Origin of the sequence: Streptomyces sp. NPDC048416, from assembly GCF_043200435.1 — a bacterium.
Classification (GTDB): Bacteria; Actinomycetota; Actinomycetes; order Streptomycetales; family Streptomycetaceae; genus Streptomyces.
Map to the genome: position 1 here is coordinate 72534 of NZ_JBICXU010000023.1, position 13834 is coordinate 86367.

17 protein-coding genes are annotated in these 13834 nt (G+C 68.4%); 7 read left to right on the plus strand and 10 right to left on the minus strand.

From position 1 onward, the window contains the following. Window positions 1-22: 22 nt before the first annotated feature. From ACGFW5_RS25365 to ACGFW5_RS25375, 3 genes are read right to left on the minus strand one after another with little or no spacing between them, the layout of a single operon-like run. Window positions 23-1180, minus strand: a complete 1158-nt coding sequence (locus tag ACGFW5_RS25365) for a hypothetical protein (RefSeq protein WP_393836594.1) — start codon at window positions 1178-1180, stop codon at window positions 23-25. 48 nt (window positions 1181-1228) lie between these two features. Beyond that, window positions 1229-2293, minus strand: a complete 1065-nt coding sequence (locus ACGFW5_RS25370; RefSeq protein WP_393836595.1) for a phage tail protein — start codon at window positions 2291-2293, stop codon at window positions 1229-1231. A gap of 35 nt (window positions 2294-2328) precedes the next feature. Further along, entirely contained in the window at window positions 2329-2907 is a 579-nt protein-coding gene (locus ACGFW5_RS25375; protein WP_393836596.1) for a hypothetical protein, read from the minus strand. 125 nt (window positions 2908-3032) lie between these two features. On the opposite strand from ACGFW5_RS25375, the gene ACGFW5_RS25380 reads away from it, so the two are divergent. Next, on the plus strand, window positions 3033-3443 hold the full coding sequence (locus ACGFW5_RS25380) for a hypothetical protein (RefSeq protein WP_393836597.1): 411 nt from the start codon (window positions 3033-3035) through the stop codon (window positions 3441-3443). 15 nt (window positions 3444-3458) lie between these two features. Here ACGFW5_RS25380 and ACGFW5_RS25385 read toward each other — a convergent pair whose 3' ends face one another. The 4 genes from ACGFW5_RS25385 to ACGFW5_RS25400 all read right to left on the minus strand — a co-directional run bounded on the left by ACGFW5_RS25385 (window position 3459) and on the right by ACGFW5_RS25400 (window position 5419). Next, the gene (locus ACGFW5_RS25385; protein WP_393836598.1) at window positions 3459-3800 is read right to left on the minus strand and encodes a hypothetical protein; all 342 of its coding nucleotides are present in this window, start codon (window positions 3798-3800) and stop codon (window positions 3459-3461) included. 74 nt (window positions 3801-3874) lie between these two features. Beyond that, entirely contained in the window at window positions 3875-4165 is a 291-nt protein-coding gene (locus tag ACGFW5_RS25390; RefSeq protein WP_393836599.1) for a hypothetical protein, read from the minus strand. Between the two features lie 191 nt (window positions 4166-4356). Next, complete coding sequence (locus tag ACGFW5_RS25395) at window positions 4357-4932, minus strand: phage tail protein (RefSeq protein ID WP_393836600.1); 576 nt, start codon at window positions 4930-4932, stop codon at window positions 4357-4359. Between the two features lie 79 nt (window positions 4933-5011). Next, on the minus strand, window positions 5012-5419 hold the full coding sequence (locus ACGFW5_RS25400; protein WP_393836601.1) for a hypothetical protein: 408 nt from the start codon (window positions 5417-5419) through the stop codon (window positions 5012-5014). 626 nt (window positions 5420-6045) lie between these two features. Here ACGFW5_RS25400 and ACGFW5_RS25405 point away from each other — a divergent pair. Further along, window positions 6046-6345 (plus strand): hypothetical protein, encoded by a 300-nt coding sequence (locus tag ACGFW5_RS25405; protein ID WP_393836602.1) that lies wholly within the window; start codon window positions 6046-6048, stop codon window positions 6343-6345. A 204-nt stretch (window positions 6346-6549) separates the two neighbouring features. Here ACGFW5_RS25405 and ACGFW5_RS25410 read toward each other — a convergent pair whose 3' ends face one another. From ACGFW5_RS25410 to ACGFW5_RS25420, 3 genes are read right to left on the minus strand one after another with little or no spacing between them, the layout of a single operon-like run. Continuing rightward, the gene (locus ACGFW5_RS25410) at window positions 6550-6786 is read right to left on the minus strand and encodes a hypothetical protein (RefSeq protein WP_393836603.1); all 237 of its coding nucleotides are present in this window, start codon (window positions 6784-6786) and stop codon (window positions 6550-6552) included. Beyond that, window positions 6783-7754, minus strand: coding sequence for a hypothetical protein (locus tag ACGFW5_RS25415; protein WP_393836604.1), 972 nt, complete (start codon window positions 7752-7754; stop codon window positions 6783-6785). Before ACGFW5_RS25415 ends, ACGFW5_RS25410 begins: the two co-directional genes overlap by 4 nt. Further along, entirely contained in the window at window positions 7751-8068 is a 318-nt protein-coding gene (locus ACGFW5_RS25420; RefSeq protein ID WP_393836605.1) for a WhiB family transcriptional regulator, read from the minus strand. The genes ACGFW5_RS25415 and ACGFW5_RS25420 overlap by 4 nt, the downstream gene beginning before the upstream one ends. Before the next feature lie 359 nt (window positions 8069-8427). Between ACGFW5_RS25420 and ACGFW5_RS25425 the strand changes: the two genes are divergently transcribed. The 5 genes from ACGFW5_RS25425 (at window position 8428) to tuf (ending at window position 13791) form a co-directional block, all read left to right on the plus strand. Then, window positions 8428-8874 carry a helix-turn-helix domain-containing protein gene (locus ACGFW5_RS25425; protein WP_393836627.1) on the plus strand — a complete coding sequence of 149 codons (447 nt, stop codon included), beginning with the start codon at window positions 8428-8430 and terminating at the stop codon, window positions 8872-8874. Between the two features lie 549 nt (window positions 8875-9423). Continuing rightward, window positions 9424-9795, plus strand: coding sequence for a 30S ribosomal protein S12 (rpsL, locus tag ACGFW5_RS25430; protein WP_003948652.1), 372 nt, complete (start codon window positions 9424-9426; stop codon window positions 9793-9795). A gap of 2 nt (window positions 9796-9797) precedes the next feature. Then, the gene (rpsG, locus tag ACGFW5_RS25435; RefSeq protein ID WP_014154599.1) at window positions 9798-10268 is read left to right on the plus strand and encodes a 30S ribosomal protein S7; all 471 of its coding nucleotides are present in this window, start codon (window positions 9798-9800) and stop codon (window positions 10266-10268) included. A 39-nt stretch (window positions 10269-10307) separates the two neighbouring features. After that, on the plus strand, window positions 10308-12434 hold the full coding sequence (fusA, locus tag ACGFW5_RS25440) for an elongation factor G (protein WP_100578110.1): 2127 nt from the start codon (window positions 10308-10310) through the stop codon (window positions 12432-12434). Between the two features lie 163 nt (window positions 12435-12597). Beyond that, window positions 12598-13791, plus strand: coding sequence for an elongation factor Tu (gene tuf, locus ACGFW5_RS25445; protein WP_393836606.1), 1194 nt, complete (start codon window positions 12598-12600; stop codon window positions 13789-13791). Window positions 13792-13834 lie beyond the last annotated feature (43 nt).

Here is a 13834-nt window from a genome sequence, read left to right on the forward strand (position 1 = left end):
TGGTTGGCCCTCACCTTCTGGGTTACGTGGTGTGCGCCAGGAAGAGCAGTTCCTCGGCGATGCCGTACGGGCCGCGGCCCTCGGGCTCGTGGTAGTGCTCGATGCGGGGGGTGCGAAGACCGGGCCGCGCGGCCTCGGCGGTGCGGGCAAGGAGCGCGTCGAGCGTGGACAGCGGCAGGACGACCTCGGCCTCACCCGCCTCGGCGAGCAGCACCGGCACCCCGCCCGAGCGGGGCGCCACCACACCGCCCGCGGCAAGCATCGGGATCCTGTCGAGATCCACGCCGAAGTGCTTGCCGAAGACCGAGAAGCTGAGGCTGTTGAGGCCGTCGATGACCCAGTTGGCGAAGGCGATCAACCCGTTGAGCGGGCCCTTGACGACGCCGACGACCATCTGGAAGCCGCTCTCCAAAAAGCCGCCCATGCCGTGCAGGGCCCTCTCCATCGCGGAGTTGACCGAACGGAAGCCGCTGGGAAGGGACTTGGTGATCCAGTCGATGGGATGCGCCAGCACCTGTGCGAAGCCCTTCCAGAAACCGAGGACGACGCTGAGGTACCCGGTGATGACGGGAGCGACATAGGTCAGGGCGGTCTCGATCAGGCTGCCGACGGTGGAGAAGACCGTGTCCATGAGCTGCTGCCCGAGCTGCGAGTTCAGCGCGAGGTCGATCAGCTGCTCGGCGAACGGCGCGAGCAGGGTGGCGACCAGGACCCACGGGTTGGCCTTCATGACCAGGTTGACGGCGGTCATGACGCCGCCCGCGATCTTCAGATTGCCGCCGAAGAGCGTGGTGACCTTGCCGAGGGTGCCGGACCCCTTGCCCGCGAGGCCGATGGCCTTGGCGACGCCGTCGGAGCCGAGCTTGAGGTTCTTCAGCTCGCGGGAGGCCCGCTGAGTGCCGGACGACGCCTTCAGGATCTTGGTGCCGGCGCCGGGCGCCTGGCGGCCGAGCGCTGCCACCGCGCGCCCTGCGGTGTCGGCGCCGGTCGCGAACTGCTTGATGTCCTTGCCGGCCTGGGCGGTGGAGGCCCTGATCCGGTCGACGGCCCGGGTGGCGTCGGTGACGCCCGTACGGGCGGTCCCGACGGACCGTGCGGCCTGCGCGGCCGCGGCGCCGAAGCTACGGAAGGCGCCGCTGGAGTTGGCGAGCGGGTCGGCGCCGGTACGTACTGTCGCCATGGGGTGACCTCCCCTCAGGGGGTATCTGCCGGCGGATGGAGAGCGGGGTCATCCGCGGGCCTTGGCGAGGAACAGCAGGGCGCGGGCGGTGTCCTGGGGGTCGGTGGACCGGGTGGCGTAGTAGTTCTCGATGTGGAACCCGTCGCCGTAGCCGCGCGACCCGCCGAGCGGGATGCGCCCCTGGGTCGCGGTACGGCTCAGCAGCCGGTCCAGCCTGGACAGCGGCATGACCGCCTCCGATTCGCCCGCCTCCGCGACGATCGCGGGGACGCCGCCGCTGCGGGGCGCGACGATGCCGCCCTCCGCCAGCATCGGGATGCGCGGGATGTTCACCCCGAAGGTCTTGCCGCCGACCAGGGGGACCCAGCTGGGGATCGAGACGCTGATGCCGTTGAGCGCGCCGATGGCGGAGTTGATGAGCCCGATGACCAGGTTGAGCGGGGACTTCACCGCCGACAGGATGCCGTCGAACACCCCGCCCGCGAAGCGGGAGAGCCCGCCCCAGGCGCTGGACAGGGCGTTCTTGACGGTGTCGAACGCGCCGGGAATGAAGCTGACGAGCCACAGGGCGACGGGCAGGATCGCGCCCTTGATGCCGTTCCACACCTGGGAAATGATCTTCCCGGTGCTCTTCATGAGCGGCCCGATGGCCTTCATGACGGTGTCGACGACCTTGCCGATGACGTCGAAGGCGACCTTCATGATCTTCTGCATCGCCTTCGACTTGGACGCCATGGCGACGACCTTCTCGATGAGCGGGGCGAAGAGTTCGAGCAACATCCCGATGACGTTGCCCTTCATGGCCTTGTTGAGCCCCTTGAACCCGCCGTCGGCCTTCTTGAGCCCACCCTGCAACTTGCCCATGGAGACCCCGCCGGTCCCGGCCTCCTTACCGGCCTTCCCGACCGACTTCGCCGCCTGGTCGGCGGCGGTCTTCATCCCCTTGAGCTCCTTGGCGGACTGCTGCGCGGCCCCCTTGATCCGCCCGACGTTGGTGTTGGCCGTCCCGGCCTGCTTACCGAGCGTGCCGGCGGAGCGGCCGGCGCCGTCGATTCCTGTTTTGAACCCTTTGAGAGAGCCGGAGGCTCTGGTGAGGGATTGTACGAGAGACATTCTCTAGCAACCCACTTTGCGTTGTGTGAACAGTTTCAGCCCAGCACTCTGACCAAGCTGTTGACGCGCGCTTCCAGGTCCCGGATTCTCGAAGCCTGGGTATCTGCTGCAGAGCTTCCCCGGCGCTGTCCGGTGAGGCGTCGCTCCTCACCGCGTGCCCCCCTGCGGAGGCGGTTCTGGTCGGCAGCGAGACGGTCGAGGCGGTCCACCCGCTTGTTGGTGGCGACGGATTTGCGCTGGAGTTCCTCAATCGCCTTGGCGGTCTTGTCGACGCCGGCCTTCCATAGAAAGCCCCACTCGTTGCGCTTTATATTGAGCTTTTTTTCGAGGAGGGTGTCGAACAGCTTGCTGGAATCGAAGAACGACGGAAGCATGACTTTGGCGAGAGTGAGCGCCTTTGTGACTACGATGATCTCGAAAACCTCAAGACCGATCGCCTTCCACTCCTTGGACTCCCAGAAGTCACTGTCGAACGGGTTCAACTTCGGCAGCTTGTCCTGCTTGTACCCGGTGTTCGGGCCGACTTTGTCGGCCTTCTTTTCCAGATCGGCCTTGTCGGCCTTGGAGGCAAGAGCCGCTTCGGCGTCCTTCAGCCTCTCTTCAAGTGTCGCCATCCGGATGCTCCCTTCCGTGGCAGGTGGGAGAAGTCCTTTCGTCGGGACTCGATGAATTGACGGGGCGTCACGCAGGGATCTAGAATGCGGAAACTATTCCGAACCTTCAGGAAAGCTGGCGTGCCGTGACAACTCTTGCCCTGCCTGAAACGATGATTATCGGGCGGTTGGTGCTTCTTGTTTCTGCGCTCGCATGGTTAATTCTCGCCGCGTCCCTTGCCATCTCTAATACGCGTTCTTATCGGCGGAGCGTAACCGTCACTGCCCGATGCATATTCGTGACGAGGCTGTCGCGCGACAAATTTTCCTACCTCTTGCGCAGAAAATCGGTGCGAGGTGAGGAGAGGGATGTCCGATTGCTTGGCGGCAGGGAGCCGCGCCACAAAGTGGACGATGTGCTTGAGATTACCTACGACCCCAAGAGCGCGGACGTGGTTTACCCCGGGCGGGTCTATCCGCGTTTCACCCATGGAAGAGCCATCGTACTTTTTCTGGCCCTCGGAATCGCCTTCCTCCTGGCCGCGGTTTTGGTGTGAGCGTATAGAGGTGGCTCAGGCGAAGAACTGGGACAGCTGCCCCGGTGTGGGGAATTCCGCAGGCGAATCCGGGACCGCCGCGCCATCCGGGTCGTCCGTCGATGCGGCTCCCGCAGAGGCCGGCCGCGGCACGGCCTCCGGATAGTCCAGCGGGTCCGCGTCCTCGCCGGAATTGATCGTCGCCGTCATCCAGTTCGCCACCGCCAGGTGGTCCACCGCGGCCGCGAGGAGGTGCGTGGAGGAGTCCCACTCCACCGCCTCGCCGTGCAGGTCGCGGTTGACCGCGCTGTCGCGTGGCAGGTGCTTGACCAGGATGGCCAGGCGGCGGGACGTCAGGGTGCCGCGGTGCCAGTCCAAGAGGTCAACGGCGTAGTGGCGCAGCAAATCGGCTTCCAGAGCCTCGGCGTGTTCTTCGACGAACGCGTCGAGGCTCAGTCTTCCCCCAGGCCGAGCCCGGTCTCCTGGCCGTACGCCGCCAGGATCGCGGCGATGTCCTGCATCGTGATGTCGTGCTCCAGGAACTTCTTGAACTGCGCCTCGCCGAGCAGCAGTCCGAGCAGCCCGTCGACGTCGCTGTCGTCGAGGTCGCGCAGGGCGCGGGCCGTGCGGTGGCCGATCTCGGTGGGGAGTTCGAAGGTGTCGCCGTCCAACTGGAAGGACCACGCGGTCCCGTGCGCCTCCAGGCGCTGGGCGCGGGCCGCGTTGACGTCGAATCCGGACATGGTGCTGCTCCTAAGCAGTCGAGGGAAGCGGGGGTGGCGCCGCCCCGGGGAGGGGAGGCCAGGGGCGGCGCCGATTCAGGTGGTACGGAGACGGCGCGGGGCCGGCGCGTGAGCACCGGCGCCCGCCCCGATGTGGCGGGAAGGGGGCTCGCCCCGAAGGAGGCGCGAGCCCAACTCGGCGCCCTGAAGGGCTACTTCGTGCCGAACGCCTTGTCCTTCATCAGCCACGTCGCCAGCGGCGCGTCCGGCTTCGAGGCCATCGCGGTGAAGGTGACGCCCAGCTTCACGGCGCCCTTGCGGTTGAGGTCGACGTCGTCGGAGACGGTCACCAGGCCGCGCGGGACCACGAAGCGGTAGTGCACCTCGGTGCCGTCGGTGAACTCGACGCCGAGCGCGCGCTCGTCCTCGCCCTGGTCGCTCTGGATCTCGTACTTGTAGAGGTCCAGGTTCGGGGCGATTTCCTGGACCGCGCCGCCGCCGAAGAAGAACGGCAGGGTGTCCTCGTTGAGCTGGAGCATGCCGAACTTCAGGGTGAGCTCGCGCTCGGTGTAGATCGTGCGGGCCGGGGTCAGCGACTGCCAGGTGTCGATGTTGGCGGTCTTGCCCTTGCGGCCGAACTTCACGCCGTCGGTGCTGGTGTAACCCAGCTCGTGCCAGGCCGGGCCCCATTCGGCGGTGGTGTCGGCAGGCGCGTCGGTACCGGGCTTGGCGAGGTAGATACGGCCGGTGCCGGCCACACGGATCTCGCTCGGGTTCATTCCGGACATGCTGGTTCTCCTTGGTGGGTGGTGCGGGATGTACGAAGGGCCCCGCCGGATCGGCGGGGCCCTTCGGTGCGGGGGCGGGTCAGGACGGGCGGAGCGAGAGGCGCACCGTGGTGCGGTAGCGGTTGCCGGCCGGCCGGTTGTAGTCCGGCAGCCAGCGCACGGCCTCGGTCTCGACGACGTCGGTGACGACCGCGGTGCCGTAGGTGGTGCCGCGGAGCTGGAGGAGCGCGGCGCGGACCGAGAGCGACAGGGTGTGCGCCTCCGTCTTGGTCGGGCCGTACACCTCCAACTCGACGAGAGGCTGGTCGAGGTGGAGGTCGTCGACCCAGGCGCCGCCGGTCCGGGAGACCAGCACCGCCTGTTGCGTACCGTCGAAGACGGCGGGCGGCCGGTTGTCGATGGCCACCCCGGACAGTTCCGGCAGGTACTTGAGGTGGTCGACGATCAGGCGTTCCACATCCGGGAACGCGAGCAGGGCCTCGTTCAATTGAGCCTCCTTTCGGTGGTCGGGGCTTGAGGGCCCGGCCGTCCGGCGGACGACCGGATCGCGTGGGGCGGCCGGTGGGAGAGGGCCGCGCGAGCAGTGCGGAAGGCGGAAGTCATGGGCTGCCGTCCGGCCGTGCGTACCGGGTCGCCCCACGCGAAACGGCGGACGCCGATGCCCGGTCGAGGGGCACAGCTCCGCCGCTGCACTTATTGTGAACGAGATCGCGCGAGCGCGCAACTTCAGGTTTCTCGTGCGCAATTAGAGGCCTTCGCGGGACGGTCCCCGGGTACGCGCCACGGGGCCGGCCGGGCTCCTCGCCGGGGCTCGCCGACGTCCTGACCGGGGCCGGCCAGGGCCCTGACCGGGGCTATCGCCGGGGGCCCGGCCGCCGCTGCCGGCAGGCTTCCGGGCTCGCCCCCGGCCGCCCTCGCCCGGGCGGGAGGGGGGAGGAGGCGCCCAGACAGGGAACACTGTGTCAGTTCCACGGGTTAGGTTTGTGGTTGACGCCCACTCCGGGGCATCTCGTGACAGATGCCGGTGAGTGGCACGGAAGGGCCGATGAGCCGGCGAAGAGCACCTGGGGGTGGCATGAGCGAGCAGGTCGTGGGGTGCGGAGGAATCACGCGGTGAGCGAGCACAGCGAGCGCGTCTCGGACGTCGTGATCGCCACCGTTGAGGTGGCCGCCGACACGGCCACCGCCGGGTCGTTCACTCCCGAGGTCGCCCGGGCGCTCACCGCGGTCGTCGGCAAGGTGGCGGAGCGGGTCATAGGGGACGCCGAGCTGAGCGGCTTCGTCGCCGGATGGCAGGAGGCCGTGGCCACCCTCGACGACGACGCGTCGGCCGACGCGCAGGTCTACCAGGTGCCCGCCTGGGACGTGCGGGGCCCGGTCGGCCGCAACGGCCCACGGCCCAGGGTGCGTTGACCGTCCGGCCGGGGGCAGGACCCCATCTCGCTGGGGGAGCGGGATCCGGTCCCGGTGGGGCGCCGTCCCTCAGGTGAACGCAGGAGTGCCCCGCAACCACACCGGTTGCGGGGCACTCGTTTCCGTAGGGTCTTGTCCGGGGGACGCGGTGTCCCGGGGGCGTCCGGGCGGCGTCCGGGGTGCGTCCGGGAAGCGGTACGGCTGTCAGGTCCTGAGCTCGTGCGCCCTGCGGGTCGCGCGTTCCGCGGCGAAGACGTCCGCCAGATGGAAGAGGTGGGAGCGCCCGCGCCGGCCGGCCGGAGCGATGTGCCCGAGCTGGACCCACTTGCGGATGGTGTCGGGCGCCACCGCGACCTCGTCGGCCGCCATCGCCGTGGTGATGAGCGCCGCGGCACCCGGCGCGCGCCCGGCGGCCGAACGCATCGTGCCGACCGTGGTCATCGGACACCTCCCGCGACACCGACAGCGGAGCCGGCCGCAAGGGGCGCGGCGCCGACAGCCGGGCCAGGAGCCGGGCCGGCAGCGGGGCCGGTGCCGCCGGAACTCGCGGCGCGGGCCGCGCCAGTAGCGGGGCCGGTGCCGCCGGAAGTCGCGGCGAGGGCCGGGCCGGCAGCGGGGCCGGTGCCGCCGGAAGTCGCAGCGGGAGCCACGCCACTAGCCGCGCCGGTGCCGCAGGAAGTCGGGTCGGTCGCGGTGGAGGTCGCGGCGGGGACCGCGTCCGGGCGAGGCTCGACCCCGTCCCTGGTCTCGACCCCGTCCCTGGCCTCGGCCGTCCGCCCCGGAGCCGCTTCGGCGTCCTGGGCCGACGTCAGTTCCGCCAGGTCGCCGTCGGCCGCCCGCGCGAGCCCTTCCCACTCGGCGCGGACCCAGGAGTGCCGGTGCGCCTCGTCCGTACGGCAGCCGCACTCAGGGGCCGCGCAGCGGCAGCCGGGATTGACGCACAGTACGGCCTCGTGGTGCGGGAAGACCCGCAAGGAGACGGAGTCGCAGTGCGGGCAGCGGCCACTGACGCGGACCGGGGCCTCGGCGTCGCCCAGGGCCATGGAGCAGCGCCGCGCCATCCGGCGCGCCTCGCCCCGTACATGCTCGGCGAGGACCGGCCGCGCGGCGATCCGGTCGAGCAGACCGACCAGCCGGCGCAGCCGCTCCAGGACGGTGCCGCGCGGCGGACGCGGCAGGCGCAGCTTCTCGCACACCGCCTCCTCCAGCTCGACCACCCCGTCGGTGATGTCCCGGATGGTGTCGGAGACGAAGAGGCGGATCGGCGCGGCGGGGGCGGTGGGCCGGCCGGAGCGCGGTGCGCCGAGCGGGCGGGCGCCCCGCGACGGGGCGAGTTCCCGGTGGAGTTCGGGGAACTGGCGCCGCAGGATCCCCAGCCAGACGGCGGCGGGGTCGGGACGGTGGCTCATGACTGCTGCTCCTGGAGACGGACGGCGCGGGGCCGGGTGGGCAGGGTGACTTCCTGGCCGTTGCGCCACAGTCGTCCGCCGCTGACTCCGTCGAACCAGCTGCGGCGCGGCTCGACCGCTTCCAGACAGGAGCGGCGGACCGGGCAGATGGCGCAGGCGCGCAGGGCGGGCAGGGCGGCCTCGGGATCGCGGGCGAAGACGGCGCGGTCGGGCAGGCCGATACAGGCGGCGTGGGTGCGCCAGTCGGTGGTGCGCCGGGCGGCGGGGTGGGCGCCGCGGGACAGGGAGGGACTGACGAGCGCTGGTGCGGGCATGGGATCCCTCTCGGGACGACGGGGAGGCCGAGATCGCCGGCGGGGAGGTTGCGGGCTCCGGCGGGGAGGTTGCGGACCCCGGGGGGAAGGCTGAGATCTCCGACGGGAGGTTGCGGTCTCCCTTGTTGCGGTGGCGCAATCAACTCTACCGATATTGCGTGCGAGCTCGCAACAAACGTCCCAATGACCACGCCTTCACCACGGCGTTAGCCCTCCTTTCCCTTGGGAATGCCGGGTTTTTGCCTACCGGGGTGGCTAGTTGCGGACACGCGCAGCATGCTGGTCATTGCGCGCGCGAACGGACGGTAGGGTCGGCGTTGTTGCGGAGGGAGCGTGCTGTGGGTGAGAAGAGCTCTGACATGGAACGGTTCGCGAGCTGGGTCGAGGACCTGATGCGCGAACGCGGATACGACATCGACAGTCCACGCGGCGGCGGCAGATCCCGGCTCGCCGAGGACGCGGGCGTGCACCGGGCCGCAGTGACGCGGCTGCTCCAGCGGCAGAGCCTGCCCGACCTGGAGACCATGCGCGCCCTCGCGCGCGTCCTCGGAGTGGGGCTCCGGGACATGCTGATCGCTTCGGGCCGGGTGACCGCCGAGGACCTGCCGCTGCCCGAAGGCGCCGCGCAGGGCGGCGGACGCGACGACCAGGGGCGCGTTACGCCCGCGGAGGCGGCCGCGCTCCTCGGTATCCCGGACTCCCACCGGCGCCAGTTCGTCGAGATGGCAGAAATGATCATCGCGGTGAGCCGGACCCGGCCCGAGGGCGTACGGCCCCGGCAGCGCGACATCTCGGCGAGCAGCTGAGCGCACGGCTGTCGGCCGCGATCAGTCGCGGTCGGCGGTCACCGCCGTCGCGGCACCCGGCGCCCAGAGTCGGCCACATCAGCCGCCACCGCCGCCGTGGCGCCCGTCACGGTCGGTCGCGGTCGGCCGTCACGGCCGTCACCGCCGTCGCGGAACCCGGCGGCCAGGGTCGGCTACGGTCGGCCAGGTTGGCCGTCACCGCCGTCCTGGCGCCCGGGAGCCGGCCCTCGCCCGGCCGCCCGCCGGAGGGCCGGGAATCCGGCTCACGGGCGGGCGGCCGGGAATCGTGCGGCGCCCGGCGTGTCGGCGTGGACGGCATTTGTTTTGACCCAAGTCGATGCGGTAGGTACGCTCAGACCTTGTGCCTGGGGTGTGCCTGGGCTCCGCTGCGTGCCTACGTCCGCAGCGCGAGCTTCTGGACCGGCCACCGCAATCCGCGCTTCTCCCGCCTTCGCGGCGGGGGTCCGCGGTATTCGACACACCCGACCGCGTGGGTCGGTGACGTGTTCCAGGTTAGTTTTACTACGGCACACAGAAACCGGAGAAGTAGTGCCTACGATCCAGCAGCTGGTCCGGAAGGGCCGGCAGGACAAGGTCGAGAAGAACAAGACGCCCGCGCTCGAGGGTTCGCCCCAGCGCCGTGGCGTCTGCACGCGTGTCTTCACGACCACCCCGAAGAAGCCGAACTCGGCGCTCCGTAAGGTCGCGCGTGTGCGTCTGACCTCCGGCATCGAGGTCACGGCTTACATCCCGGGTGAGGGACACAACCTGCAGGAGCACTCGATCGTGCTCGTGCGTGGTGGCCGTGTGAAGGACCTGCCGGGTGTTCGTTACAAGATCATCCGCGGTTCGCTCGACACCCAGGGTGTCAAGAACCGCAAGCAGGCCCGCAGCCGCTACGGCGCCAAGAAGGAGAAGTAAGAATGCCTCGTAAGGGCCCCGCCCCGAAGCGCCCGGTCATCATCGACCCGGTCTACAGCTCTCCTCTTGTCACCTCGCTGATCAACAAGATCCTCCTGGACGGCAAGCGCTCCACCGCCGAGCGCATCGTCTACGGCGCCATGGAAGGCCTCCGCGAGAAGACCGGCGCTGACCCGGTCATCACGCTGAAGCGTGCCCTTGAGAACGTCAAGCCGTCTCTTGAGGTCAAGTCCCGCCGTGTCGGTGGCGCCACGTACCAGGTGCCGATCGAGGTCAAGCCCGGCCGCGCCGCCACCCTCTCGCTCCGCTGGATCGTGGGTTACTCCCGCGCCCGCCGTGAGAAGACCATGACCGAACGCCTCATGAACGAGCTGCTCGACGCCTCCAACGGCCTCGGCGCTGCGGTCAAGAAGCGTGAGGACACCCACAAGATGGCCGAGTCCAACAAGGCCTTCGCGCACTACCGCTGGTAGTCGCTACCCACATCGAGACCGAGAGAAGACTGAGCCGATATGGCTACCACTTCACTTGACCTGGCCAAGGTCCGCAACATCGGGATCATGGCTCACATCGACGCGGGCAAGACGACCACCACCGAGCGGATCCTGTTCTACACCGGTGTGTCGTACAAGATCGGTGAGGTCCACGACGGCGCTGCCACGATGGACTGGATGGAGCAGGAGCAGGAGCGCGGCATCACCATCACGTCCGCCGCGACGACCTGCCACTGGCCGCTTGAGGACGTCGACCACACCATCAACATCATCGACACCCCGGGCCACGTGGACTTCACGGTCGAGGTGGAGCGTTCGCTCCGCGTCCTCGACGGTGCGGTCACCGTGTTCGACGGTGTCGCCGGTGTGGAGCCGCAGTCCGAGACGGTCTGGCGTCAGGCCGACCGTTACGGCGTCCCGCGCATCTGCTTCGTCAACAAGCTCGACCGTACCGGCGCCGAGTTCCACCGTTGCGTGGACATGATCGTGGACCGCCTCGGCGCGACCCCGATCGTGATGCAGCTGCCGATCGGTTCCGAGGCCAACTTCGAGGGCGTTGTGGACCTGGTCCGCATGAAGGCCCTCGTGTGGTCCGCGGAAGCGACCAAGGGCGAGATGTACGACGTCGTCGACATCCCGGCCACGCACACCGAGGCCGCTGAAGAGTGGCGCGGCAAGCTGGTCGAGACCGTCGCGGAGAACGACGACCAGATCATGGAGCTCTTCCTTGAGGGCGTCGAGCCCACCGAGGAGCAGCTGTACGCCGCGGTGCGTCGTATCACCATCGCGTCCGGCAAGGGCGGCGACACCACCGTCACCCCCGTGTTCTGTGGCACCGCGTTCAAGAACAAGGGCGTCCAGCCCCTGCTCGACGCCGTGGTCCGCTACCTGCCTTCCCCCCTGGACGTCGAGGCCATCGAGGGCCACGACGTCAAGGACCCGGAGGTCGTGGTCAAGCGCAAGCCGTCCGACGAGGAGCCCCTCTCGGCGCTGGCGTTCAAGATCGCGTCCGACCCGCACCTGGGCAAGCTCACCTTCATCCGGATCTACTCCGGACGCCTTGAGGCCGGCACCGCGGTGCTGAACCCCATCAAGGGCAAGAAGGAGCGCATCGGCAAGATCTACCGTATGCACGCGAACAAGCGTGAGGAGATCGAGTCGGTGGGCGCCGGTGACATCGTCGCCGTCATGGGCCTGAAGCAGACCACCACCGGTGAGACGCTGTGTGACGACAAGGCCCCGGTCATCCTGGAGTCCATGGACTTCCCGGCACCGGTCATCCAGGTCGCCATCGAGCCCAAGTCCAAGGGTGACCAGGAGAAGCTGGGTGTCGCCATCCAGCGTCTCGCGGAGGAGGACCCCTCCTTCCAGGTGCACTCGGACGAGGAGACCGGCCAGACCATCATCGGTGGTATGGGCGAGCTCCACCTCGACGTCCTCGTCGACCGTATGCGTCGCGAGTTCAAGGTCGAGGCGAACGTCGGCAAGCCGCAGGTCGCCTACCGCGAGACGATCCGCAAGGTCGTCGAGCGCGTGGACTACACCCACAAGAAGCAGACCGGTGGTACCGGTCAGTTCGCCAAGGTGCAGATCGCGATCGAGCCCATCGAGGGCGGCGAGGCGTCGTACGAGTTCGTGAACAAGGTCACCGGTGGCCGCATCCCCCGGGAGTACATCCCGTCGGTGGACGCGGGTGCGCAGGAGGCCATGCAGTTCGGCATCCTGGCCGGCTACGAGATGACTGGCGTCCGCGTCATCCTTCTCGACGGTGGCTACCACGAGGTCGACTCCTCCGAGCTCGCGTTCAAGATCGCCGGTTCGCAGGCCTTCAAGGAGGCCGCGCGCAAGGCTTCGCCCGTGCTCCTTGAGCCGATGATGTCCGTCGAGGTCACCACGCCCGAGGACTACATGGGTGAAGTCATCGGCGACATCAACTCCCGCCGTGGCCAGATCCAGGCCATGGAGGAGCGCAGCGGCGCCCGCGTCGTGAAGGGCCTCGTGCCCCTCTCGGAGATGTTCGGCTACGTCGGCGACCTCCGCAGCAAGACCTCGGGTCGCGCAAGCTACTCGATGCAGTTCGACTCCTACGCCGAGGTTCCGAGGAACGTCGCCGAGGAGATCATCGCGAAGGCCAAGGGCGAGTAACTCTTCCGAGTTCACGCTTTAGGCTTGTCACCGGAGCCACTGGGGCATTCGGCGTAAACCATCAGGTTTACGGTGAATGCCCCGGGCGGACCCGGCATCCCAGCAAAGATCACCTGGCGCCGATGAGTAAGGCGTACCAGAACCACTCCGCAGGAGGACCCCAGTGGCGAAGGCAAAGTTCGAGCGGACTAAGCCGCACGTCAACATCGGCACCATCGGTCACATTGACCACGGTAAGACGACCCTCACGGCCGCCATTACCAAGGTGCTGCACGACGCGTACCCGGACCTGAACGAGGCCTCGGCCTTCGACCAGATCGACAAGGCTCCTGAGGAGCGCCAGCGCGGTATCACGATCTCGATCGCGCACGTCGAGTACCAGACCGAGTCGCGTCACTACGCCCACGTCGACTGCCCCGGTCACGCGGACTACATCAAGAACATGATCACGGGTGCCGCGCAGATGGACGGCGCGATCCTCGTGGTTGCCGCCACCGACGGCCCGATGCCGCAGACCAAGGAGCACGTGCTCCTGGCCCGCCAGGTCGGCGTTCCGTACATCGTTGTCGCCCTGAACAAGGCCGACATGGTGGACGACGAGGAGATCCTGGAGCTCGTCGAGCTTGAGGTTCGTGAGCTCCTCTCCGAGTACGAGTTCCCGGGCGACGACCTGCCGGTCGTCAAGGTCTCGGCGCTCAAGGCGCTTGAGGGCGACAAGGAGTGGGGCCAGTCGGTCCTGAACCTGATGGCCGCCGTCGACGAGGCGATCCCGCAGCCCGAGCGTGACGTCGACAAGCCGTTCCTGATGCCGATCGAGGACGTCTTCACGATCACCGGTCGTGGCACCGTCGTCACCGGTCGTATCGAGCGTGGTGTCCTGAAGGTCAACGAGACCGTCGACATCGTCGGTATCAAGACCGAGAAGACCACCACCACGGTCACCGGCATCGAGATGTTCCGCAAGCTGCTCGACGAGGGCCAGGCCGGTGAGAACGTCGGTCTGCTGCTTCGTGGCATCAAGCGCGAGGACGTCGAGCGCGGCCAGGTCATCATCAAGCCCGGTTCGGTCACCCCGCACACCGAGTTCGAGGCCCAGGCGTACATCCTGTCCAAGGACGAGGGTGGCCGTCACACGCCGTTCTTCAACAACTACCGCCCGCAGTTCTACTTCCGTACGACTGACGTGACCGGTGTCGTTACCCTCCCCGAGGGCACCGAGATGGTCATGCCGGGCGACAACACCTCCATGAACGTCTCGCTGATTCAGCCGGTCGCCATGGAGGAGGGCCTCAAGTTCGCCATCCGTGAGGGTGGCCGGACCGTGGGCGCCGGCCAGGTCGTCAAGATCGTCAAGTAAGTACTTGACTGTCTGACCTGGTAGCTCGCTGAGCTGTCAGAAG